Annotated in this window: 19 protein-coding genes and 1 pseudogene; 15 read left to right on the top strand and 5 right to left on the bottom strand. The window is 61.6% G+C overall.

Annotated features, from left to right (window positions below):
• Positions 1-51: 51 nt before the first annotated feature.
• On the bottom strand, positions 52-1,650 hold the full coding sequence (locus ACZ9IU_RS28130; RefSeq protein WP_040125752.1) for an ABC transporter substrate-binding protein: 1,599 nt from the start codon (positions 1,648-1,650) through the stop codon (positions 52-54).
• A gap of 487 nt (positions 1,651-2,137) precedes the next feature.
• On the opposite strand from ACZ9IU_RS28130, the gene ACZ9IU_RS28125 reads away from it, so the two are divergent.
• The 9 genes from ACZ9IU_RS28125 (at position 2,138) to ACZ9IU_RS28085 (ending at position 11,879) form a co-directional block, all read left to right on the top strand.
• On the top strand, positions 2,138-3,613 hold the full coding sequence (locus ACZ9IU_RS28125) for an NAD(P)-binding domain-containing protein (RefSeq protein WP_040124596.1): 1,476 nt from the start codon (positions 2,138-2,140) through the stop codon (positions 3,611-3,613).
• Positions 3,606-4,244, top strand: a complete 639-nt coding sequence (locus ACZ9IU_RS28120; RefSeq protein ID WP_040124597.1) for a 2-hydroxychromene-2-carboxylate isomerase — start codon at positions 3,606-3,608, stop codon at positions 4,242-4,244. The genes ACZ9IU_RS28125 and ACZ9IU_RS28120 overlap by 8 nt, the downstream gene beginning before the upstream one ends.
• Positions 4,244-5,260 (top strand): dipeptidase, encoded by a 1,017-nt coding sequence (locus tag ACZ9IU_RS28115; protein WP_040124598.1) that lies wholly within the window; start codon positions 4,244-4,246, stop codon positions 5,258-5,260. The genes ACZ9IU_RS28120 and ACZ9IU_RS28115 overlap by 1 nt, the downstream gene beginning before the upstream one ends.
• Before the next feature lie 165 nt (positions 5,261-5,425).
• Entirely contained in the window at positions 5,426-6,472 is a 1,047-nt protein-coding gene (locus ACZ9IU_RS28110) for an ABC transporter substrate-binding protein (RefSeq protein WP_244447606.1), read from the top strand.
• A 24-nt stretch (positions 6,473-6,496) separates the two neighbouring features.
• Positions 6,497-7,564: an ABC transporter ATP-binding protein gene (locus ACZ9IU_RS28105; protein WP_040124601.1), complete on the top strand. Its 1,068-nt coding sequence runs from the start codon at positions 6,497-6,499 to the stop codon at positions 7,562-7,564.
• Entirely contained in the window at positions 7,561-8,445 is an 885-nt protein-coding gene (locus ACZ9IU_RS28100; protein WP_051900422.1) for an ABC transporter permease, read from the top strand. The genes ACZ9IU_RS28105 and ACZ9IU_RS28100 overlap by 4 nt, the downstream gene beginning before the upstream one ends.
• A gap of 6 nt (positions 8,446-8,451) precedes the next feature.
• Entirely contained in the window at positions 8,452-9,246 is a 795-nt protein-coding gene (locus tag ACZ9IU_RS28095) for an ABC transporter permease (protein ID WP_040124602.1), read from the top strand.
• 1 nt (position 9,247) lies between these two features.
• The gene (locus ACZ9IU_RS28090; protein WP_040124604.1) at positions 9,248-10,738 is read left to right on the top strand and encodes a carboxylesterase/lipase family protein; all 1,491 of its coding nucleotides are present in this window, start codon (positions 9,248-9,250) and stop codon (positions 10,736-10,738) included.
• Between the two features lie 205 nt (positions 10,739-10,943).
• Positions 10,944-11,879: a LysR substrate-binding domain-containing protein gene (locus tag ACZ9IU_RS28085; protein ID WP_040124605.1), complete on the top strand. Its 936-nt coding sequence runs from the start codon at positions 10,944-10,946 to the stop codon at positions 11,877-11,879.
• A 47-nt stretch (positions 11,880-11,926) separates the two neighbouring features.
• Here ACZ9IU_RS28085 and ACZ9IU_RS28080 read toward each other — a convergent pair whose 3' ends face one another.
• On the bottom strand, positions 11,927-13,285 hold the full coding sequence (locus ACZ9IU_RS28080) for an MmgE/PrpD family protein (RefSeq protein WP_040124607.1): 1,359 nt from the start codon (positions 13,283-13,285) through the stop codon (positions 11,927-11,929).
• Between the two features lie 69 nt (positions 13,286-13,354).
• Here ACZ9IU_RS28080 and ACZ9IU_RS28075 point away from each other — a divergent pair.
• Positions 13,355-14,292: pseudogene (locus ACZ9IU_RS28075) on the top strand (LysR family transcriptional regulator).
• Between the two features lie 58 nt (positions 14,293-14,350).
• Here the strand turns inward: ACZ9IU_RS28075 and ACZ9IU_RS28070 are convergent.
• The 3 genes from ACZ9IU_RS28070 to ACZ9IU_RS28060 are packed head-to-tail and all read right to left on the bottom strand — an operon-like array spanning position 14,351 to position 17,801.
• Entirely contained in the window at positions 14,351-16,018 is a 1,668-nt protein-coding gene (locus ACZ9IU_RS28070; RefSeq protein WP_040124609.1) for a hydantoinase/carbamoylase family amidase, read from the bottom strand.
• Positions 16,018-16,953: a dihydroorotate dehydrogenase gene (locus ACZ9IU_RS28065; protein WP_040124611.1), complete on the bottom strand. Its 936-nt coding sequence runs from the start codon at positions 16,951-16,953 to the stop codon at positions 16,018-16,020. The genes ACZ9IU_RS28070 and ACZ9IU_RS28065 overlap by 1 nt, the downstream gene beginning before the upstream one ends.
• Positions 16,953-17,801 carry a dihydroorotate dehydrogenase electron transfer subunit gene (locus ACZ9IU_RS28060; protein ID WP_244447607.1) on the bottom strand — a complete coding sequence of 283 codons (849 nt, stop codon included), beginning with the start codon at positions 17,799-17,801 and terminating at the stop codon, positions 16,953-16,955. The genes ACZ9IU_RS28065 and ACZ9IU_RS28060 overlap by 1 nt, the downstream gene beginning before the upstream one ends.
• Positions 17,802-18,149: 348 nt before the next feature.
• Between ACZ9IU_RS28060 and ACZ9IU_RS28055 the strand changes: the two genes are divergently transcribed.
• The 5 genes from ACZ9IU_RS28055 to ACZ9IU_RS28035 all read left to right on the top strand — a co-directional run bounded on the left by ACZ9IU_RS28055 (position 18,150) and on the right by ACZ9IU_RS28035 (position 22,553).
• On the top strand, positions 18,150-19,037 hold the full coding sequence (locus tag ACZ9IU_RS28055) for a helix-turn-helix domain-containing protein (RefSeq protein ID WP_244447618.1): 888 nt from the start codon (positions 18,150-18,152) through the stop codon (positions 19,035-19,037).
• A 184-nt stretch (positions 19,038-19,221) separates the two neighbouring features.
• On the top strand, positions 19,222-19,995 hold the full coding sequence (locus ACZ9IU_RS28050) for an ABC transporter ATP-binding protein (protein ID WP_244447608.1): 774 nt from the start codon (positions 19,222-19,224) through the stop codon (positions 19,993-19,995).
• Complete coding sequence (locus ACZ9IU_RS28045; protein ID WP_040124615.1) at positions 19,995-20,762, top strand: ABC transporter permease; 768 nt, start codon at positions 19,995-19,997, stop codon at positions 20,760-20,762. Before ACZ9IU_RS28050 ends, ACZ9IU_RS28045 begins: the two co-directional genes overlap by 1 nt.
• Positions 20,755-21,552 carry a nucleoside phosphorylase gene (locus ACZ9IU_RS28040; RefSeq protein ID WP_051900425.1) on the top strand — a complete coding sequence of 266 codons (798 nt, stop codon included), beginning with the start codon at positions 20,755-20,757 and terminating at the stop codon, positions 21,550-21,552. Before ACZ9IU_RS28045 ends, ACZ9IU_RS28040 begins: the two co-directional genes overlap by 8 nt.
• Positions 21,549-22,553, top strand: coding sequence for an ABC transporter substrate-binding protein (locus ACZ9IU_RS28035; protein ID WP_040124617.1), 1,005 nt, complete (start codon positions 21,549-21,551; stop codon positions 22,551-22,553). The genes ACZ9IU_RS28040 and ACZ9IU_RS28035 overlap by 4 nt, the downstream gene beginning before the upstream one ends.
• The last annotated feature ends 2 nt before the right edge of the window (positions 22,554-22,555 follow it).

Genomic DNA, 22,555 nt, shown 5'->3' with positions numbered 1-22,555 from the left:
GGCATCATGAAAGGCGGCGCGCCGATCGACCGGCGCGCCGCTGGCTCGTGATCAGGGATCCAGGGTGATCGTCGAGAAGTCCTGGAACCAGTTCTGTGCCTGGACGAAGCCCTTGACCTTGGTGGTCATGGCGCGCGGGTTGACGTCATGCGTTACCATCAGGAACAGCGCGTCGTTCACGTATTTCTCATGCACCTGCTGCATCACCTTGTCCTGTTCCACGGGATCGAAGGTGTTGCGCACCTTGTCGAACAGCGCATCCATATCCTTGTCGCAATAATAACCCCAGTTGGTGCCGGTCGGCGGGGCGAGCTTGCACTGCGACTGACGGATCATGGCGGTGAAGGGGTCCTGGATGAAGTAGCTGTAGTTGATCGCCGTGGCGCCTTTGGCGCTCGGATCCTTGGCGCCGGCGCGCCAGACGTTGATGACCGTATTCCAGTCCATCACCTCGTATTCGACATTGATGCCGACTTCGGCGAGCGTCTGCTGGATGTATTCGTTCATCTGCAGGGGCAGCATCTGACCGGACCCGGAGGAGGAGATGATGACCTTGGTCTTCAGCGGTTTGTCGGGACCGTAACCCGCTTCCTTCATCAGCTTCTTGGCTTCCTCGACATTGTATTCCACCTTGAAGGTCGGCTTGCCGAACCACTGGTGGCCAGGCGGCATGTAGCCTTGCGCGGGAACGGAAAGGCCGCCGAGAAGCTCGTTGAGGCCAGCGCGGTCAACGGCAAGGTTTGCGGCCTTGCGGACGCGGATATCGTTCCACGGCGAGCCTTCGACACGCGACAGATGCCAGGTCCAGTTATGCGGATAGGAATTGGTGATGATCTTGAAGCCGGCTTCCTTCAGCGATTTCACCGAATCCGGAGCGGGCGCCTCGATCCAGTCGACCTGGCCGGAGCGAATTGCGGCTACGCGGGTGTTCGGCTCGGGCAGCGGGATCAGGACGAGCTTGTCGAGCTTCGGAACACGCGCCTTGTCCCAATAATCCTTGTTGGGCGTCAGTTCCGCACGCTCGCGCGGCGTGAAGCCGCTTTCCATCTTCCATGGGCCGGTGCCTGACGGCTTCTGGGCAACCGCATCCCAGCTCTTGCCCTGCTTTTCCCAGTTCGTCGGCGAAGAAATCAGGATCCAGCTGATCTGGTATGGAAGTGTCGCGTCCGGCGTGTTGGTGACGATCTCGACGGTCTGCGGATCGATTGCCTTATAGGAAACAACCGCCGGAATACGCGACTTGCCCTGGGCCGCCTGGCGTTTGTCGAACTGCGGGGCGTCCGTCTTCAGGAGCTTGTCGAGGTTCCAGACGACGGCATCCGCATCGAAGGCGCTGCCATCATGGAATTTGACGCCGTCGCGCAGCTTGAAGACCCATTTGGTCTTGTCGGCCGGATCGACCTGCCAGGACGTTGCAAGGCTCGGAATGAGGGAAGATGGCTTGTCGGCCTTTGAAAGGTCCCACTCGATCAACGAATTGTAGACCGTATAACCCATGAAGCGCTGACCTTCACCGCCCTGGTCGGTCTGGCCGGTGGTGAGCGGGATGTCGGAAGCGGTCATGCCGATGCGCAGCGTTCCAGCCGCCAATGCGGGGGTCGCGGCGGCTGCAAGGAGTGCTGCCGCGGTCGCGCCGAATATCGTCGTCATCCGCAGGTTCTGGAAAATGCCGATGCCGTGCCGGCGAATTGATGAAGTTCTGGTCATGCAGTTCCCTTTTTTTATTGAAGTCGCCGGATTTTCACCCAGTCGGTAAAGGAGAAGCAGATTTCATGCCAATTGCTGTGAAACTGAAATTTCATGCCTTGCGCCAAGTGAATAGCGCAAAACAGGCGAGATCAATTTCGGAATGCAGGCCGCTCGTGCCGAATTCTGTGGCGGGAATGCCGGGCGTCTGCCGAAAAATACCGCGGACTGGATAAAATCGACGTGCTCGGCCTCGGCGCATGGCGTGCGGGTCTTGGGCTCAACAGAGGCGATACTCAATTCGATGGAATTCTTGAAAAGGAAATCTATTGCGCGCCCGACACACAATCATGACGCTCTTGCAATCTTCCACGGTTGGAGTAATTTTTCAGAAAGCGCATCCTTAATGCGTTCCTATGTTCTTTTTGCATAATTGACTTGGGGCACGAGAATGCAGGATCGAAATCGACCCGCCGATCTTGAGGCGCTTGAAGCGCGTCTGGCCCTGGATCTGCTTTGGTTGAGCCAGCCGCCGAAGGCCTGGGTGCCGCCCCGGGACGTGGAAGGCGCGCGAGTTCTCGATGTCGCGGTGGTCGGGGCGGGTCTATGCGGATTGGTCACTCTGGCGGCACTGAAAAAGGTCGGGATACCGAATGCGCGGGCCTATGACCGTAGCCCGCAAGGGTTCGAAGGGCCGTGGGTGACCTATGCGCGCATGGAAACCCTGCGGACGCGCAAGGATGCCGTCGGTCCGGCTCTTGGCATTCCGTCGCTGACGTTCCGGGCCTGGTTCGAGGCGCAATACGGCGCTCAGGCCTATCTCGACATGGGGCTTATCCCGCGTCCGATGTGGATGGAATACCTTGTTTGGTATCGCCGGGTGCTTGGTCTTGATGTGGCCAACGAGACGGCGTTTGCCGGTCTGGAATTTCGCGAGGACGGGCTCCTGGCACTGCAGCTGGAAACCGCTGGGCAGACGCAGAAGGTGCTCGCCCGCCGAGTCGTGCTGGCGACCGGTCTCGACGGCTTGGGCGCACCCGCCCAGCCGGAGGTCGCGGGCAGGGTTTCGCCGCGCTTCGTGAAGCACGGGGCCGACCTCATCGACATGACCGCGCTGAGGGGCAAGCGGGTTGCGATAGTCGGGGCCGGTGCCTCGGCCATGGACAATGCGGCCGCCGCTCTGGAGGCCGGTGCGGCGCGTGTCGATATCTTCGTTCGCCGTGCGGATATTCCTCGCATCGACAAGTTCACGGGTGTCGGCAGCCAGGGAATGACGCATGGTTATCTCGGCCTGCCCGATGCGGACAAATGGACCTATATGGTGGCTGGCGAGCGGGCGCAGATCCCGCCGCCCCGTCACAGCGTGCAACGTGTCTCGCGGCACCCGAACGCCTTTTTTCACATCGCAAGTCCAGTGGACGATCTCGTCGAGATGGGCGATGGCGTCGAGGTCGTGACACCGAAGGGCCGTTACGCCGCCGACCTGGTGATTTTCGCCACCGGCTTTTCGGTCGATTTCGGCAAGCGTCCGGAATTTGCGGCGCTACGGGATAGGATCCTGCTCTGGCAGGACGTCTACACCCCTCCTGCCGGCTGGGAACATGCCGGCATCGGCGCCACCCCCTATCTCGGCCCGGCTTTCGAGTTCCGGCCCAGACCCGATCTCGACACCGCGACAGCGGATGCGGTCTCCCGGATCTCCTGCTTCGCCTACCCCGCGGTCCCGTCACACGGCAAGATCACGAGCGGCATTCCTTCCATCAGCGAGGGGGCAACGCGACTTGCGACAGGACTTGCCCGCTCGTTGTTTGTCGAAGACCGGGCCTACCACCTCGATCGCTTTCTCGGGTTCGATACGCCGGAGCTTCTTGGCGACGAATGGACAGACGCAGACCTCGAAGAGGAAATGAACCGTGCCAATGGATGACCAAGTCCCGCAGTTGCAGATTTTCTACGGCATCTCGTCGCCCTGGGCATATTTCGGGGCACAGAAGGCGATTGCCGTCGCCGGCGACAACGGCGCTCACGTGCGTCTGCGCCCGATCCGCATCATCGAGGCCAATGGTGGCATACCGTTGCGCAGGCGGCCGGACGCGCGTCAGCTCTATCACGAGGTCGAATTGCGCCGCTGGCGGGAATATCTCGGCATTCCGCTCAACCTGAAACCGAAATTTTATCCCTGCCGCACGATCGAACCGGCTGCGCAAGCGGTGATCGCGCTCCAGAAAGCCGGCCTCGACGCCATCTCGTTTTCCTTCGCTGTCCAGCGGGCGCTGTGGGCCGAAGAGCGCGATATTGCCGATACCGACACACTGCGCACTATCGCTCGTGCGACGGCCGGCGAAGAAGCTTCCACATTGGTGGTTGATCCACAGCCGGAAACGATCGTCGATGAGTGGCAGGAAAACCTTGCCGAGGCCGAGCGGCTCGGCATTTTCGGAACGCCGACCTATGTCGTCGGCACCGAATTGTTCTGGGGCCAGGACCGCCTCGATTTCGTCGACCGGGCCCTGAAAGCCGGCCGAAAAACGACTGAAGCACTGAAGGAGCCTGCGTGATGCCCGACACCGAAAACCTGAGCGCGAAGAAGCTGCACGAAGATGCGATCATCGTCGATGGCCTGCAGACCTGCCAGTGGAGCCGGTCGATCTTCGAGGAAATGCGGGCAGGGGGCCTGACGGTCGTCAACGTCTCGTCGCTGCTCTGGGAGAATTTTCGCGAAGGCATCGCCTATGTTTCGGAATGGAAGCGCTTCCTGCGCGAGAACGACGACATTCTCCGTCCGGTTCGCAGCGTCGCCGATATCCATGCCGCCAAGGCGGAAAACAAGACCGGCATCATCATCGGCTGGCAGAACACGTCGCCGCTCGAAGACAAGCTCGACTACGTGGAAATCTTCAAAGATCTCGGGGTCGGGATCATGCAACTCACCTACAATACCCAGAACTATTCGGGTGCCGGTTACCTGGAGGAGGTCGACAGCGGCCTCACCGGTTTCGGCAAGGAAGTTCTGGCGGAGATGAACCGGGTCGGAGTCCTCTGCGACCTCAGCCACGTAGGCGACAAGACGACCGCGGACGTCATCGCGCAGTCGAAGAGCCCGGTCTGCATCTCCCACATCCTGCCGAGGGCGCTAAAGGACGTGAAGCGCAACAAGCCGGACGAACTCTTTATTGCCTGCGCGCAAAAGGGTGGCATTATCGGCGTCAGCCTTTTTGGGCCCGGCCTTGCTGCCGGCAATGATGCCACCGTCGAGGACTACCTCGATGCCATGGCCTATATCATCGACCTGGTCGGCGAAGACCATGTCGGCATCGGCACCGACTTTTCACTCGATCGCCCACGTCCCGGACCCTGGCTGCTCTGGGCCAACAAGGACAAGGGCACGGCCCGCACGCTCACCGAGTTCGGCTCGGTCAAGATTTCCAAACCGAAGGGGATCGAGCGGATGACCGAGTTGCCGAACCTGACCGCCCGCATGCTTGCCCGCGGCTGGAGCGAGGATCTGGTGCTGAAGCTGCTCGGAAAGAACTGGCTGCGTGTCCTCGGCAAGGCCTGGGCGCCAACCGCGTGACGAAGCCGGCGGAGGGACGAAAACTGCAGCGCACGGAGAGTGGTTCGCGTTTGCGCGCCCAATGAATTGCAAGTTGATAGATGGCAAGCCTTGGCTAAAACTGGAGAGACGGACATGACAACATGCATGGAGAATAGGATTTCAGGGAACGGGATTTCACGGATCTTGCTCCGCGCTGGCGCGGCTGTCGCCGGGATGCTGGCGCTTCTGGGCACGGCTCAGGCACAGGACGCCTCGACCAAAGGCACCGTCAACATCGTCGGCTTTTCCGGCGTGTTCGCGGACAACTACCAGAAGTTCATCATCGACCCCTTCAAGGCCAAATATCCCGGCATCGACGTCACCTATCAGCAGAGCAAGAACTCCGCGGAGACCCTGGCTCTGTTGACCCTGCAGCGCGCTGATCCGAAGATCGACATCGCGTTGATCGACGTTGCCGTCGCTATCAAGGCCAGCAAGGATGGCATTTTTGCCAAGCTCGACCCCGCCAAGGTCAAGGTGCTCGACGAGATGCCCGCCTGGGCTCGTCTCGACGGTGACAAGGCTGTCGCGTTTTCGCAGGACAACCTGGCGATCCTCTACAATACCGATACCGTCAAGCAGCCGCCGACCAGCTGGAACGACCTGACCGACCCCAAATACAAGGGCAAGATAGCCGCAAAGCTTGGCGATACGCGCGGTGTCATCCTGCTGCCGATTCTCGACAAGCTGGCAGGTGCCGACTACAAGCAGAGCATCGACCCGGCTCTCGCCCTTCTGAAGAAGATCGCGCCGAACGTCTCGACCTGGGAGCCGGCTCCGGACTGCTATGCGGTGATCCAGAGCGGCGAAGTTGATCTGTCGATCTGCTGGAACGGCCGTGCGCAGTACCTGCATGACACTCAGGGCGGCAAGATCGGCGTCGCAGCCCCGAAGGAAGGTTCGATCGGCCAGACCAACACGATTGGCCTTGTCGAAAATTCCAAGAACGCCGCGGCGGCCCAGCTCTTCATCAACTATGCGCTCGGCACCGAAGCGCAGGCGGCGTTCGCGGAGAAGAGCTTCTATGGTCCGGTCAATACCAAGGTGAACCTGGCGGATGCCGTGGCTGCCCGCATCTATGGCTCGAAGGAAGCGCAGGCTGCGCAGATGTCGCTCGACTGGAATTTCGTCGCCGAGAAATACTCGACCTGGATCCAACGCATCAACCGCGAAGTCATCGCGCTCAACTGATCCAACTTGGGAAATCTGGCCGTCATGGCTGATCATCACGTCGTCATCGACAATCTCGTGAAGACCTATCCAGGCGCCCAAAAGCCTTCCGTGGATCACGTCAGCTTCTCGCTGCCGCGCGGCGAGATGCTGGCCCTCTTGGGCCCGTCGGGCTGCGGCAAGACAACGATCCTGCGCATGATCGCAGGCCTGATCGCCCCGACTTCGGGGGCGATCAGGCTGGAGGGCAAGGACGTGTCGTCGATTGCCGTCTACAAGCGCAACATGGGCATGGTCTTTCAGGCCTATGCCCTGTTTCCCCATATGACGGTCGCCCAGAACATCTCGTTCGGCCTTGAAATGCGCAAGGTCGGCCGCGCCGAACGGGAGGAGCGTGTCCGCAAGGCGCTCGATCTCGTCAAGCTGACCGGGCTTGGCGACCGCAAGGTCAGCCAGCTATCCGGCGGTCAGCAGCAGCGCGCAGCGATCGCCCGCTCGCTGGTGATCGAGCCGGAACTTCTGCTTTTGGACGAACCGCTTTCCAATCTCGATGCCAAACTTCGCGACGAGATGCGCGATGAGATCCGCGATATCCAGGCGCGCACGGGCGTCACGGCGATCTTCGTCACCCATGATCAGGACGAGGCCCTGTCCATGGCAGACCGCCTGGCGGTCATGTCCGCCGGGCGCCTGGAACAGGTCGGTACGCCGCGCGAGATTTTCGACCGGCCTCAGACAGAGTTCGTCGCGTCCTTCATCGGAGCCGGGACCTTCTTCGAAGGCCAGGTGGCCGAACCCGGCCTTGCCGTGGTCGAAGGGCTGAAGTCGCTGCGTTTCGTCGGTGAAGCGCCGGTTGGATCAACGGTCAAGCTGATGATACGGCCGCACAGGCTGGTCCTTGCCGACAGTGCCGGCCAGCCGAACAGTTTTACCGGGACCGTGGAGCACATCGTCTATCGCGGCCAGATCCTGACGCTGAACATCCGCTGCGGGGGCAGACTGCTGCAGGCGGATCTTCCCACCCACGCCGGCGTATTGCCCGAGAAAGGCGACGAGGTGACGCTCGCCGTCGCCGCGCAAGACGTTACCCTGGTCGGGCAGGTGGCGCCATGAGCGCCGCCGCCCTTCCGGCCGCCGAGACATCACCGGCAAACGCGTCGCGCGGGATATTGCTGATGTTGCTATTGCCGGGGCTCATCGCTCTGGTGATCACCTTCCTGCTGCCGCTGATATGGCTTCTCCGCGCCTCCTTCGCGTCCTCGACGATGGGTGCGCTCAGTGGCGGAGACTGGACGGTACAATCCTATTCGACGGTGCTGTTCGACCCGTTCTACTGGCGGGTGGCCTGGAACACGCTGGTGCTCGGCTTCAACGTGGCGATTTTTGCGGTGATCCTGTCCTATCCGATCGCGCTGTTCCTGGCGCGCACGGAAAGCCGCTTTCGCGGTGTCCTGACGGCACTTGCCGTCGCGCCGCTGCTGACATCGTCGGTCGTCAGAACCTATGGCTGGATGGTCATCCTCGGAGACCGTGGCGTGATCAACAGCACGCTCCAGTCTCTTTCACTGACGGGCGGGGTCATCCGGCTCACCAACAACAGCCTCGGTGCCACTGTCGCGCTGATTGAAATCCTGATGCCCTATGCCATCCTCGCGATGCTCAGCGGTTTCGGGCGGTTGAACACACAACTCGAGGAGGCCGCCGCCATGCTCGGGGCGAACCGCTTGAGGGTCTTCACGCGCATCATCCTGCCGCTCAGCGCCCCCGGCGTGCTCACTGCAGCGCTTCTGGTCTTCGTGCTGGCGATCTCCTCTTTCGTCACGCCGCGGCTGATGGGCGGCGGCCGCGTCTTCGTGCTCGGCACCGAAGTCTTCAACGAGGCGACGGTCACGCTCAACTGGCCGTTGGCGGCAGCCCTGTCGGTCATGCTGCTGATCCTGTTCAGCAGCATCATCCTGCTTTACCAGCGCGCCCTGCGCGCATTGGAGACGTGAGGAGCCATGCAGAGCAATCCACTCCTCGGCCGGTTCGCCTGGAATACGCTGATCGCGCTGCTTTACCTGTTCCTGCTGGCGCCGATCATCGTTGTCTTCATCATCTCCTTCGATACACGCCAGTATCTCGCCTTCCCGCCGGAGAGCTTCTCCTTCGGCTCCTATGTGAAGGTTTTCCAGAACGTCAAGTTCATCTCGGCCTTCTGGCGTAGCCTCATCATCGGCGCGATTGTCGGTTTGGTCGCGGTGTCTGCCGGAATGCTGCTGTCCTTGTCGCTGGTGCGGCACCATTTCCGTGGCAAGGCGGCGGTGAACTTCCTCATCCTCGCACCATTTCTCGTGCCGCATATCGTTCTTGCGGTTGGCATCATGCTGGTGATCGCGCCGCTCGGCCTGCTGGATAGCTATCCGGGCATCGTGCTTGCTCATCTCGGCATCACGATCCCCTACACCGTCAGAACCATCACCATGAGCCTGATGGCCGTGGATACCCGTATCGAGGAAGCGGCGCTCGTCCATGGTGCATCGCCGCGCATGGTGTTCTGGCGCATAACCCTGCCGCTGGTGCGGCCCGGCCTCATTGCGGGCGGCGTGATTGCCTTCCTCATCTCCTTCGACGAAGCGACGATCTCGCTCTTCATCGTGTCGGTCAAGGCTTCGACGCTGCCGACGGAAATCTACCATTATCTCGAATATTCCACCGATCCGCAGATCGCCGCCCTCTCTGTCGTCCTGATCCTGATCTCGGTCGGGGTCGTGATGGTGGTCGAAAAGCTGATTGGCCTGCGCAAGGCGCTCTGACATGCTCGTTGAGACAACTGCCGGCACCATCGAGGGTTTTAACGAGAACGGCTACGCCGTCTTTCTCGGGATTCCCTACGCGGCGCCGATCACACCCGAACGGCGGTTCGCCGCGCCGCAGCCGGTTTCACCCTGGTCCGGGATCCGGTCCGCCAAAGCGCTCAGCGAGGTGTGCCCGCAGATCCCGACCTATGGTCCCGTGGGAAAGGCGGCGGCATCGACGCTGGAATTCGGCGCCGACTTTCTGACGGTCAACATCCGCACGCCGTCCGTCACCGGCTCGGCACCGGTTCTGGTCTGGATTCACGGAGGCGGTTACGCTGTCGGTTCGGCCAATGAGGCAGTGCTGCAAAGTGGCGCATTCGCCGCCAGTGGCCTTGTCGAGGTGACCGTCAACTATCGGCTTGGGGCGCTCGGCTTTCTGCATCTGAACGACGGTTCGCCGGACAATCGCGGGCTTCTGGATCAGATCGCGGCACTGGAATGGGTCCGCGACAACATCTCCGCCTTCGGAGGGGATCCGAAGCAGGTCACGTTTGCGGGTCGTTCGGCGGGGGGCTTTTCGATCGCGGCGGTCATGGCCATGCCGGCTGCCGACGGGCTGTTTTGCAAAGCAATGCTGCAGAGCGGCGCAAGCACCGGCGTCTCGACGATAGACGATGCCCAGAAGCTCAACAGGCGCATGCTGGACTATCTAAACGTGACCGAAGCGGAACTCGCAGCCGTGCCCTTCGAGAAACTGCTCATTGCCCAGCGCGACCTCTGCAATCAGTCCTACGAAAAGCATGATTTCGAGCGGGATGGCTCGGCCTCGATGCTGGGAGTGCCTTTCGTTCCGGTTGTCGATGGAGTCTCGCTTCCCGACCATCCGGAAGACGCAGCCGCGCGCGAAAAGACCGCCGGCGTCCCGATGATGATCGGCTGCACGACGGGCGAATACGTCACGCACGCGACAGCGCAGCCGGAAATGGATTTCGAACTCGCTGCCCGGCTGCTGCATCAGCGCGTTCTGCCTTTGGGACTGACTGGCGTCGAGGTCGTCCGGCGATATTGCGAAGCTCTTCCGCAGCATACGGCACGCGGCATCTGGAGGGCCGTCGGCGGCGACCTGGTATTCCAGAATCCTGCCACCAGGTTCGCGCGCCTCCATGCCGTGCATCAGCCGGTCTATAAATATCTCTATGGTCCAGTCGAGCCGGACGAGCTTGGCGCGCCACATGGTGCGGAGGTCGGCGAGGTCTGGTATCGCCAGGGGATGGACGTCAGTCATCTGCCGGCCCGCCAATCCGTCAAAGACAGGACCTTCGCGACAGTGGTTCACGACGTCTGGGTTTCGTTTATTTGCGACGCGGCGCCTGAGACGCCTGCAGGCAGGTGGCCGCGTTATTCCGGCGCCAATCCACAGGTCCTGCACATGGAGAAGGGCGTATTCCGCCTCTCGATCGATCCCTTCGACGGCCGAACGGCGCTTTGGGAAAGGCCGCCAGCCTGACCCGGTTTCTTTGGGGCGAGCCTGCCCCTTTATGGACTTTCATTTTGATCATGGAGATTGCTGATCTTGTCCAATCCACCTCTAGCTTCCGCTGAGCAAATCGACCTATGGGTATTATCGGGCAATCCGAGCCGGTCTGGGAAGACATCCAGCCGGCTTGCAACAATTGCTGCGCTCTGCGGTCTTGCCGAATTCAGGATTTTGGATGCCCCCTGACTATCTGGATACGAAACAGCTCGAGGCGTTCGTTGCCGTGATCTCGATCGGCAGCATGACCGGCGCTGCCAAGGCGCTGGGCAAGTCGCAGCCGGTGATTACCCGGCTCATACAAGATCTTGAGCAGGAACTCGGATTTCCGATCCTGCATCGCAACGGTCCGCGGATAGCGCCGACGGAGCATGGCGTGGCCTTCTTCGCTCAGGCGGAGCTGTTCTTGAGCGGATTGCGCACGATCAGCGAACGTGCCCGGTCGATCGCGACTGCGCAGGCGACGCCCATCGAAGTGGCGTCGATCCCGGCCATCGCCGCGAGCATCGTCCCGCTCGCGCTCAGCGACTTACCCGCGGATCAGTTTCCGGATCATGTCCACCTTCGAAGCACGTCGGCCGAAAACGTCGTGCAGGCGGTCGTGGCGCGAACTGCTGATATCGGCATCGCAAGCCTTCCGCTGGATAATCCCGGGGTGGATGTGCATTGGGTGGGCGAAGTGCCCTGTGTTGCGGTGGTCGCCGCAAACGATCCCCTGGCCGGTCTCGATCTGCTTTCCGCGGAAAACCTGAAAGGCCGCCGGCTGATCGCTTCCGCCAACCCCTATCGGCTGAGGATGAGGATCGACAAGGCGCTTGCGGAGCAGTCGATCGAAACGGGTGGAATTATCGACAGCAATGCGACCTATGTCTCGCTCGCGTTGGCTCGATCGGGACTTGGCGTGGCGATCGTCGAGTCCCTTACCCTCACGGGCCTCCCGGTTAAGGATGTGGTGATCCTGCCGCTCGCCTTCCACATTCCGTTCTACTGGGGCGTCATCACGGCAACCGGCGTACCGCTGCCTGCGACTGTCGAACGGCTGATCTTGTCGATCGAACGCAGGGCAATGGACGTGCCGCATTTTCGCAAGCTCAAAGGGATGCCACCCGTTTAAGGCTGATACTGATTTGGTGCTGAAGCTTCGCCTTCAGAATGTCCCGTTCAAGACGATGCCGCAAACAAATTCAGGAGATTTGATACCGAGGTCGACTGGGAGAGATCCAAGAGATTGTCGTAGAGATCATCGGTTGCATGTCCGGAGCCCCAATAAACGCAATCGAAGAATTTGCTTCGTCGCTGGTCGGCATCGAGGGGAACCTCGATCGATCCCTTGGCATGAAGCCGTTGGCTCTTAAGACCCGTACCGTCCGGCAATGTCACAGTCAGCACATGCGGAAGACGATCATGACCGTGCTCCTCGCTTGAGGTGTAGGAATGCATCTCGATCCGCGGCATCAGTGCAAGGACGTCGGCCTGTCGAAGGACGGCGGGGGTGAAGTCCGCCAGGCTGAGCGTGTCCTGCAACATCGCCCTTGCAAGGCAATACGGCATCGAGAAGCGGGCCTGCATTTCGTTCTCTGGCCGCGGATAGGCAAGATTGCGGGCGGCCGAAATCCCGACTTTGACGTCGATACGGTCGATATCACCGGCGCTCAGCCGATGTTCCTGTTTCAGGTCGAAAAGTGCGTCGATTGCCCGATGCGTCGAGGCGCAGCAGGGATGGCGCTTGGTGACAAGACCGCGGGTTTCAATGACATGGGCTTCATCCAGCCGCCAGTCCGCCCAACCTCGCGCTTCGCCGCCGCCAAAAAGATCCAAAAAACCCTGCGGTCGCTCGAGGATGTCGAGCCGGCCGCCGCTGCCTGACATTGCCAGCAAGGCGGCTTCGACTGCATTGCGTGCTGCAATTCCGGCATGCAGCGGTTTGGCCAGGGTACCGAACTGGCCTTTGGGGCCGGATGCCATCGAGGTGGCCAGGCTCATGGCCTGCGCCGTTTCCTCGATGTTGGCGCCAAGCAGGCGCGCGACGCCGGCGGCCGTTCCGATCGCGCCGACCGTGGAAGTGCCATGCCAGCCTCTGTTGTAATGGGAGGGATTGACCCCAAAACCGACCGCGGCCTGGGCCTCGAGCCCGGTCAGATAGGCTTCCAGAAACTGCTTGCCGCTGATCGGGCGCTGCGGATGGAGGGTGGCAAGCAGGGCCGGCACCAGAACTGCGGACGCATGAGCCCGGGCGGGATGAAAATTATCATCGAAATCGAGGGCATGGGCCGCCGTGCCGTTCACAAGTGCCGCCACCGAGGGCGATGCGTGTCCGCCTGTGACAAGCCATCCGGAACCGCCGCCGGATATCTCACTGCCGAATGCCGTGGTAACTGCCGCTACGCTTGGATCCTTGGTGCCCGCGATCATGCATCCGAGCGTGTCGATGACCGCATCGCGGGCGCGCTCCATGGCAAGAGATGAAAACTCCGTCCGCGCTGAAAGCTGCCGGGCGATATCGAGGAGGATCGTGGTCATTGACGAATGTCTTTCGCTGCGCTTGTTACACGGGCGAAAGTGTTCGACTTCGTTGAAGGCCGCAATCTTATGCGGTTTTCGAATAAGTCTATCGAAGGAAGGGGTTCTCCATGGTGAAGGCGGGGATCAGCCTCAAGCATATCGAGGCCTATGACGCGATCGCCGCCACCGGCTCGACGGTTGCCGCAGCATTGGAGCTCGGCATTTCGCAATCGAATGCCAGCCGGCTCCTGCAGCAGCTGGAGGATTATCTCGGCGTTCGCCTGTTCGAGCGTGACAAGAACCGCCTGGCGCCGACGCGCGAAGGCCTGCAGCTCGGGCCGGAAATCCGCGCCATTGCCGATCGCCTGCGTGTGCTTAAAACGGCGGCCATCGAATTGGAGAACGGGCGCTCCCGCGACATGCTACTGAGGCTTGCTTTTCCGGCCAGTCTGTCGTCGAACCGGATACCTAAAATGATCCGAGATTTTCTTGCGGCCAACGGCCCGATGCGGGTGGAACTGGCCTCCGGCAATTATCTGGCGCTCGAACGCATGGTTGCCGATGGCGAAGCCGATATCGGTTTCGCGCGCCTGCCGCTGGCAACTCCCGGACTGCGGCAGGAAAAGCTGCTGCCGTCGCGGATCGTCTGCGTACTGCATCGCGATCATCTGCTCGCCGAGCGGTCGTCGCTGACGATCGCCGAGCTGAAGGGCCACGATCTCATCGTCCTCAATCGTGAACGGCCCGTCCGCCATCAGCTTGAGGCGCTGTTCTATCAGCACGGCTTGCGACAGCGGCCGTTGCTGGAGGCGCATTCCGTCGCAAGCGCCTGCGCACTGGCCGCCGAGGGTCTTGGCATTGCGCTGGTCAGCGAGCTGATCGCCCGCGAATACGCGGCGCTGCCCTTGCGCTTCGTCGTGCTTGAACCGGAGCTGCCGGTCACATACTGCCTGCTCAGCGGCGAAAAACATCCGCTGTCACGGGCGGCCGGTCTGTTCCTGCAGAGCATTGCCGGCTGGTCGTGAGCGAAATGTCTTCCCGGGGGGGGCGGCCAACAATTAGGCAACCGAAATCGTCGCTGCACTACAAGCTGGCAGCGCGAATTGTCGACCGCTGGCGATCAATTGCCAGGCTGCGGGCTACCCTCGATAGGGCATCAAGCCGAATCCCGGCATCTGGGTTTGCGAATGCAGCATCGAGCGTGTTGGCATATCCATCAAACCTCGACAGTTCCTGGTCGAAAACAGCGGCCTCGACCGGTTCGGCATAATATGTTTCGGCGACTTCCTGCGCCGCGAGACCCAGCATGAAATAGCCGACCACGCGATCCGGATCGTCGATGGCGGCCTGCCCGGCGGCCACAGCCGCGGCGCGATAAGCGCGCACCGCATTGCCCTTCTGGCGGATGATGTCTGTGATGTTGGAGAACATGGGACCAGTTTCCTTCGCTGATTGGCCGCCGACTGACGTTTCATGGGGATTGCCGAGGAACTCATAGAGGATGGCTGTGGCGATTTCGAAATCGCCGATCTCCATCGCCTCCTGCGGATTATGCGATCCGTTGCGGTTGCGGATGAAGATCATGCCCGACGGAATGCCGGCTGCGGAAAAGACCGCGGCGTCATGCCCACCGCCGGACGGGATCAACGTCGGCTGCACGCCGACGGTTTCCGCCGCCTCGGTCAGTCGGGCGATCAGCGACTGGCTGCAGAGCGCCGGACTGGTCCATAGCGCCTGGCCAAGATCGAAACGGACGGCGCGTTCGTTCTCGATACGCGTCACGTGCTGGAGGACGAGTGCGTGCATTGCCTCCAGCATATCGCGGTCCTGGCTGCGAACGTCGAGGCTGAATTCGACACTGTCCGGAATGCGGGAGAGGGCATGCTTCTGCTGATCGGTTGAGACCATGCCGCTGGTAACGACGAGGTCGCGGCCCTTGGCGACGAAATCATGCCAGGCGGCGTCAAGCACGTTCAGGAACTCCGCCATTGCGAGCACCGGATCGTGCCGATAGGCAAGGGGAACCGCGCCGGAATGGCCGGCTTCGCCGAAACAGGAAATTTTCTTGAAGCGGAAGTTGCCGCGAATGCCAGAAACGATCGCCGCCGGCACATTACGCTCGATAAGCACAGGCCCCTGTTCGATATGCACCTCGACATAGGCTCTGACCGCCGAGTGATCCAGGAGGGGTTTGCCGGCCCGGATCGGCGCCATGTCGATGCCGACCGCTTCCATGTGTTCATCGAGTGTGCGGCCGTCGCTTTTGTGGCGAGCGGAAAGTTCATCCTGCGAGAGCACGCCGAGCAGCGCCTTCGAGCCGATGTAACATGGGCCGAACCAGGCGCTCTCCTCGCCGCGCATGGCGATGACCTTTACCGGTTCGGGGAAACGAGCGCCTTCGCGCTTCGCCCGGACGAGACAAAGCAGCCCGGCCAGCACGCCGGCAAGCCCGTCGAAATTGCCGCCGCTGGGGACGCTGTCGACATGCGAGCCGACGAGGACATAGTGCCCGGCCCCGGCATGTTGGGGCAGCGAGAAGACGAGGTTGCGACCGGCATCCCATTCCGTCACGAGGCCTTCCGAATGGGCGAAGTCGACCAGGAAATCCAGCGTTTCAGTCTCCGCCCTGGAAAAAGCCGGACGGCTCACGCCCTCGACATCTGCGGTACGCTCGGCGATCTCGGCAAACAGCTGGGCGGCGACACCGGCAAGGTCAAAGCATGCGGGTCTTTCGAGAACGGCGGCATTCATCACGCATACTCCGCAAGGGTAATGGCTTCGTCGGCGATGTCGACCGAACCGATCAGGGCGTCGACGGAGGTGAGGCCGCGTTCTTCAAGTTCCTGTTCGAGTTCGCCGATGAGGCGGGGCATGGTCGTGGGACTGATGAACGTGGCGGTGCCCACCTGTACCGCGCGGGCGCCGGCGATCAGGTATTCCAGCACGTCGTCCACCGTCGAGATGCCGCCGCAGCCGATGACCGGGATGGAAACTGCCCGGGCACATTGGTAAGTCATGCGCAACGTAATGGGCTTCAGAGCCGGACCGGAAAGTCCGCCCATGACATTGCCGAGGCGCGCGCGGCCGGTGGCGCTGTCGATCGCCATGGCAAGCATCGTGTTGGCGGTGACGAGTGCGTCGGCGCCGGCCGCCTCGGCCGCCTGCGCGACTTCCACCACCTCGCCGGTATTGGGCGAAAGTTTTGCCCAGAGGGGAAGGTCGGTAGCGGAGCGCATCTTGCGGATCACGTCGCCGGTCGGGCCCGGCCGCATTGCGAAGGCTTTGCCGTGATCCTCGACGTTAGGGCAGGAAATGTTGACTTCGATCGCCGCGACGCCCGGCACGCTGACCTCTTCGGCGAAACGCGCGAATTCGTCGGCGGAATTGGCGGATATGCTGATCACCAACGGCGCATCGTAGTCAGCATAAAACGGCACGGTGTTCTGCAGAAACCATTCCGCGCCCTTGCTGGGGATGCCGATCGAATTCAGCATGGCGCCGTTCACCTCGCAGACCCGCGGCACCGGATTGCCGGCGCGCTTGCCTTGGGTAATGGTCTTCGTCACATGTGCCCCCAGGCAATCGAGATCGAAGACTTCGGCCAGTTCCTCGGAGAAGGTGCCGGAGGCCGGCATGATCGGGTTCTTGAGCACGAGCGCGCCGATCCGGGTGGTGAGGTCGGCCATTACAGCACCTCCTGAAGATCGAAGACCGGTCCCTCGCGGCAAACCCGGAGATTCACCGCGCCGTCCTCGCGCCGAAATGGTCGCACGCAGGCCTGGCACATGCCGATGCCGCAGGCCATGTGCTGTTCGAGCGCCACTTGTCCACCGATGCCGTGGCGGGCGCCGATCTCCTGCAGCATGCGCATCAGCCGCGCCGAGCCGCAGGTGAAGAAAGCGTCGATACCGCGGCTGCGGATCAGGCCCTCGATCAGGGGCGTCAGGCTTTCGGTATCCGAATTGCCTTCAGTATCCGTCACGGTGATGACCTCCGCGCCGAAGGAGCGGAAGAGGTTGGTCGACATCAGCAGATCGGGCGCGCGGGCGCTGCAGATCGCCGTCAGCGGCAGTCTGAGGCGAGCACATTCCTGCGCCAGCGGGGCGAGCGTCGCAAGCCCGACGCCACGGGCGATGAGCAGCGGGCGGCGCCATTCTGGGCGGATCTCGAACCCTTGGCCGAGCGGACCGACGATGTTCAGGACATCGCCGGTTTCGAGGCCGGCCAGAGCGCCGGTGCCTTCGCCTGCGACCTTGTAGAGGAACGTAAGCTCGCCCTTTTCGCGATTGCAGGAATAGATGCTCATCGGCCGGCGAAGATAAGGATGAAACCGATCCGTCTGCGGGCAGAGCAGATGAAAGAACTGCCCCGGCTGGCAATCCAGCACTGAACACGGCGCGGAAAGCGTAAGAAGGCGATATTGGCCGTTTACCCATTCATGCGCTTTGACCCGGCAGTCTACCTCATTGACGGAGTGACGCACGGGAGCGGCGGTGGGAGCGGAATCGGAGACGACGCAAAGGCTTGCTGGCATGGCGGTGTCCGGAATCAAGAAAAATAATGCCCTCGGCGGATGGACCGCCGATCGGATCGGAATGTCGGTGGGTGGGCGACGTCGGGCTTCAGCACATTGCGCTGACCGTCGCACGGGGTCGTTCGCCTTGGATCAGCGTCGGAGAAGGTGGTGGTCGGACGTCATAGGGTGCTCCCTGCGTTCGGGGTCCAAAAACAGAGCCTATTGTGGAAATGCGAAAGCTGTCAAGACGATTCTCAAAAATGAGAATTATCGCGTGAAGATTAACTACATTGCGATTATTCCAGTTTTTGTTTAAGGAGTCGAAGGTTTGGCAACAGGATGACGGGAGGAATCGCCTTGGACTTCGTGAGTTCCACAGAGGATGTCGGTCGTCGCCTTCGCGCGTTTCGGATGGGGGCGGGGTTTACCCCGGAGGAGCTCGCCGCCAAGGCCGGCGTTTCACGGGCTGCGATCTATCGCTATGAGTCCGGCAAGCCGCCGAAGGTCGACACGCTTGGCAAGATCGCGGATCTGCTTGGCGTCTCGCTGCCGACCCTGCTCGGCGTTGGCGTCGAGTATATTGCTTCTGCGGTCAGTTTCTTCGAGCGGATGCGCCAGCTTGAGGAGGATGTGGACCAGATCACCGTGATGTTCGGGCCGATTTCGTATCTACTGACGACCGACCGCTATGACGAGCTTCTGCCGACCGTACTCGATGAAAGCATTCCTCAGGACGTCAGTGACCGAAAGACGGCGATCCGGGAAATCGCAGCTTTGACGGACATCCTGAAAGCCCGCAAGGAGACGTTCCGCAGGCGCAGCCCGAGTATTGTCAGCTTGGTTTCGGCCGCGGAACTGGAGGAGTTCGGCCGTGTGGGGTTCGTCGGTGCCCATGATCATCCGGGTGTCAGGCTGTCGGAACGGCAGGCCGCCGCCCGCGCCGAAATCGAGCATATCGTGCATATGCTGCGGGAGCAGCCGATCGGCGTTCAGATCGGCGTCGTGATCGATTCCATGCCGGGCGCAAGCTTCCAGATCTTCAAGCGGGCCGATAGGGCACAGGTGGCGGTCAGCCCCTTCCGGCTTGGTTCGTTCGCCAATATCCGCGTTGGCGTCGCCACCATTACTGCGGCCGCGGAGGCGGTTCAGCTCTATGGTGGCATTACCGACCAGCTCTGGCGGCGTAGCCTCAAGGGCGATCAGGCCGCCGATTTCATCGAGAAAACCGTCCTCAAGAGACAGGCTGCCGCCTGAGTTCTATCAGGACGCGAAACACAATTGCGGACGCAATTTTGATACAAATCTCATCTTTGAGATTTTTGTTGCGCGCCTGAAAGTTTTGTGAAAGCTTGACGTCTTTCCGGGGCGGGCGGGCGGTCCAAGGGGATTTATCTCCTCGCGGATCAGTTGTTTCCCCAGCAAGGCAGGGAGTTTTTGGGTGGCGCAATCGGAGCGGATGATCGATATCGCGGGTGTTCACAAGACATTCGTGGCTGACCACGGGACGGTGACGGCGCTGGAGCCTGTCAGCATCACCATCAGGGAAGGCGAGTTCATCTCGATCGTCGGGCCGTCCGGCTGCGGCAAGTCCACGCTGCTGCGGCTGATTTCCGGCCTCGACCAGGCGACCGGCGGTTCGATCACGCTCGATGTCTCCGGCCGCAAGCGCCCGGTCGGTTTCGTCTTCCAGGAGCCCGTGCTGCTGCCGTGGAAGACCATTGTCGACAACGTCCGTTTCCCGCTCGATACAGCCGGCGTTGCCAGGGCTCAGGGCGACAAGACCGCCCTCGACCTGATCAAGATGGTGGGGCTTGCCGGTTTCGAAAAGGCGTTGCCGCGCCAATTGTCCGGCGGCATGCGCCAGCGTGCGGCGATCGCCCGCGCGCTTTCCGACGATCCGCCGATCCTGCTGATGGACGAGCCCTTTTCCGCCGTCGATCTGATGACCCGCGACAATCTCAATGACGAACTGCTGCGCATCTGGCAGTCGACCGGCAAGACGATCCTGCTGGTCACCCACAGCGTCGACGAAGCCGCCTATCTGGCCGATCGGGTGATGGTCATGACGGCCCGTCCGGGCAAGCTGAAATGCGTCCACAATGTCGAGCTTGCTCGTCCTCGTGGTGAACAGACCAAGCTGGATCCGGCCTATCATGCGCTGGTCGCCCAGCTGCGCCGCGATCTGCGGACACCGGCCGGGGAGGCGCATTGATGAACAGGCGCTTTTCCGCGGCGGTCGACTACACGCTGGCGCTTGGCGTACTCCTGTTTGTCTGGTGGTTTGCCACGGGACCGATGGCCCTGCCGGCCTTTCTCCTGCCGTCGCCGCTGCGCACCTGGAACGCGCTGGTTACCATCGCGCTCACCGGCGAACTCTGGCGGCATCTCGGCTTCACGCTGCAGAACATCGTCCTTGGCCTGATCCTCGGCTGCATTGCTGGCATTGCGATCGCCTATGTCATGACCCGCTTTCCGAGGCTCGCTGTCTGGCTCGACGGGCCGCTGGTGATCCTGCAGACGGCGCCGAAGATCGCGCTTGCGCCGCTCTTCGTCGTCTGGTTCGGCTTCGGCGTGCTCTCCAAGATCATCCTGATCTTTTCGCTGGTCTTCTTTCCCGTCTTCGTCGGTGCGGTCGCCGGCTTCCGCACGCTCGATCCGAAGATGAAGGATCTTTCGAAGCTGCTCGGCCTCAGCGCCGTGCAGCGCTTTCGTCAGATCGAACTGCCGGCGGCAATGCCGGAGATCTTCGTCGGTCTGAAGATCGGCGCGGTGCAGGCGCTGGTCGGTGCGGTTCTGGCGGAATGGATGTCCGGAAAGGTCGGGCTCGGTTACCTGATGACCTTCGCATCGGCCACCTACAAGACGCCGCTTCTGTTCGCAGCCGTCCTGATGACCGTTGTACTTGGCCTGGTCCTGCATGTCGCGCTGACCATTCTCGAACGCCGCCTTCTCTCCTGGAAGGGTGCGAAGAATGGCTAGGACCAGCGCTGCCTTTCCCTGGAAGAACGGCCGCCCGCCGCATCTGCCTTGCGGTTCCGGCGACATTGCCGAAAACGTGCTGACCCCCGGTGATCCGGATCGCGTGGCGCTGCTCGCCGACATGCTGGAAGATGTGCAGGACTTCGGCCGCAAGCGCGAATTCGCCGTCATCACCGGCAGTTACGAAGGAACGCGGCTGACCATCTGTTCGACAGGCATCGGTGGCCCGTCGACCGAAATCGCCCTTGTGGAACTCGCTATGCTCGGCGCCAGGCGCGTCATCCGGATCGGCGGCATGTCAGCGCTCGTCGCGGAATACACCGTCGGCTCATTCATCGCGGTCGACAGGGCGATCGGCGATACCGGCACTGCGATGACATACCGGGCAGCCGGAGGCGAAGCAAAGGCTTCACCGCAGATAACCCAAGGCCTCATCGCCGCCGCGGCTGAGTTAGGCCTGACATGTCGACCGGGCATGGTGGCTTCGACCGACAGCTACTATTTCGGCCAGGACCGCCGTTATCGCCCGCTCTACGATGGCGCCGATATCTCCGCCAATTTCATCGGCCGCTTCCAGGCTCAAGGTGCCGTCGGCGTCGAGATGGAGAGCGAGATCACGCTGACGGTCGGCGGGGCGATCGGCCTCGAAACCGGCTGCCTACTTGGTGTCCATGGAAATCGCGCCACCGATGATTGGCTCGACGACTATGAGGCAACCCAGCGAAACCTTCTGCGCATTGCGGGAAGGGCATTTTCCTCCACAAAATGGGAACTCAGGAGCCAACCATGATCCAGTTTCGCGTGACGACCGCGGCAAGCCTGCTTGCTCTTCTTACCTCGCCCTTCTTCGCTTCGATCGCGGGAGCGACCGACAAGGTCGTGCTGCAGATCGATGGCGCAGCCGCCCCTTTCTACGCGCCGCTTTATGCCGGCGTCGACAAGGGCATTTTCGAGAAGAACGGCATCGAAGTCGAATTCATCTATGCTGCCGCCGCCGACATCCTGACGAACATCGCCGCCGGCAATGTCGATTTCGGTTTCCCGAACGGTGATGCTGTGGTTGCGGCTGCCGCCAACGGCCTGCCGGTCAAGGTTGTCCACACGACCTATCAGCGGGGCATCGGCGCGCTTCTGGCCAAGGAATCCAGTGGCATCAAGTCCTACAAGGACCTCAAGGGCAAGAAGATCGCCGTTACCAGCCTTGCAAGCCCCAACTATCTTCAGCTCCAGGTGGGTCTCAAGCAGGCCGGCCTCAGCCTCGACGACGTCAGCGTCGAAGTCGTCGCGACCGGCGCCATCGTGCAGTCGCTTCAGGCAGGCCAGGTCGATGCCATCGTCTTCTCCGAGCTTCGCAAGTACAATCTCGAAGCCGACGGCACCAAGGTCACGATGATCCTGTCGAACGATTTCCTGCCGTCCTTCGGCAACGTCGTCGTCACCAGTTCGAAGAAGCTTTCGGCAAACCCGGATCTGGTGAAGCGCTTCACGACCGCCGTGACCCAATCCTATGAATGGGTCATCGATGGTCATATCGGTGACGCGCTTGACATCTCGCTTGCCAAATACACGCCGACCTGGCCGAAAGACCAGAAGGCCATTCTGACGACCGCCTTCGAACAGACCTTCGTGCCGTCCGTCTGGCAGAGCGCGCTGACCAAGCAGAAGGGCCTGGGTGCCGCCGATCTGGCCGCCTGGCAGAAAAACGCCGATATCCTGGCGCAGTACAAGGTCATCGACAGCGCCCCCAAGGCGGCCGACTTCGTCGTCGATCCGTCGACGATCGGTAAGTAGAC

This window comes from Mesorhizobium sp. USDA 4132, assembly GCF_056279545.1.
Note: the sequence above shows the minus strand (reverse complement) of the source record. Positions and strands in the feature narration are given on the sequence as shown.

Coding starts and splice junctions, on each gene's coding strand:
- ACZ9IU_RS28035 (WP_040124617.1), top strand. CDS start 21,549: ATGATCCAGTTTCGCGTGACGACCGCGGCAAGCCTGCTTGCTCTTCTT.
- ACZ9IU_RS28125 (WP_040124596.1), top strand. CDS start 2,138: ATGCAGGATCGAAATCGACCCGCCGATCTTGAGGCGCTTGAAGCGCGT.
- ACZ9IU_RS28105 (WP_040124601.1), top strand. CDS start 6,497: ATGGCTGATCATCACGTCGTCATCGACAATCTCGTGAAGACCTATCCA.
- ACZ9IU_RS28085 (WP_040124605.1), top strand. CDS start 10,944: ATGCCCCCTGACTATCTGGATACGAAACAGCTCGAGGCGTTCGTTGCC.
- ACZ9IU_RS28130 (WP_040125752.1), bottom strand. CDS start 1,650: ATGACGACGATATTCGGCGCGACCGCGGCAGCACTCCTTGCAGCCGCC.
- ACZ9IU_RS28095 (WP_040124602.1), top strand. CDS start 8,452: ATGCAGAGCAATCCACTCCTCGGCCGGTTCGCCTGGAATACGCTGATC.
- ACZ9IU_RS28115 (WP_040124598.1), top strand. CDS start 4,244: ATGCCCGACACCGAAAACCTGAGCGCGAAGAAGCTGCACGAAGATGCG.
- ACZ9IU_RS28065 (WP_040124611.1), bottom strand. CDS start 16,953: ATGGCCGACCTCACCACCCGGATCGGCGCGCTCGTGCTCAAGAACCCG.
- ACZ9IU_RS28100 (WP_051900422.1), top strand. CDS start 7,561: ATGAGCGCCGCCGCCCTTCCGGCCGCCGAGACATCACCGGCAAACGCG.
- ACZ9IU_RS28080 (WP_040124607.1), bottom strand. CDS start 13,285: ATGACCACGATCCTCCTCGATATCGCCCGGCAGCTTTCAGCGCGGACG.
- ACZ9IU_RS28045 (WP_040124615.1), top strand. CDS start 19,995: ATGAACAGGCGCTTTTCCGCGGCGGTCGACTACACGCTGGCGCTTGGC.
- ACZ9IU_RS28060 (WP_244447607.1), bottom strand. CDS start 17,801: ATGCCAGCAAGCCTTTGCGTCGTCTCCGATTCCGCTCCCACCGCCGCT.
- ACZ9IU_RS28070 (WP_040124609.1), bottom strand. CDS start 16,018: ATGAATGCCGCCGTTCTCGAAAGACCCGCATGCTTTGACCTTGCCGGT.
- ACZ9IU_RS28090 (WP_040124604.1), top strand. CDS start 9,248: ATGCTCGTTGAGACAACTGCCGGCACCATCGAGGGTTTTAACGAGAAC.
- ACZ9IU_RS28040 (WP_051900425.1), top strand. CDS start 20,755: ATGGCTAGGACCAGCGCTGCCTTTCCCTGGAAGAACGGCCGCCCGCCG.
- ACZ9IU_RS28120 (WP_040124597.1), top strand. CDS start 3,606: ATGGATGACCAAGTCCCGCAGTTGCAGATTTTCTACGGCATCTCGTCG.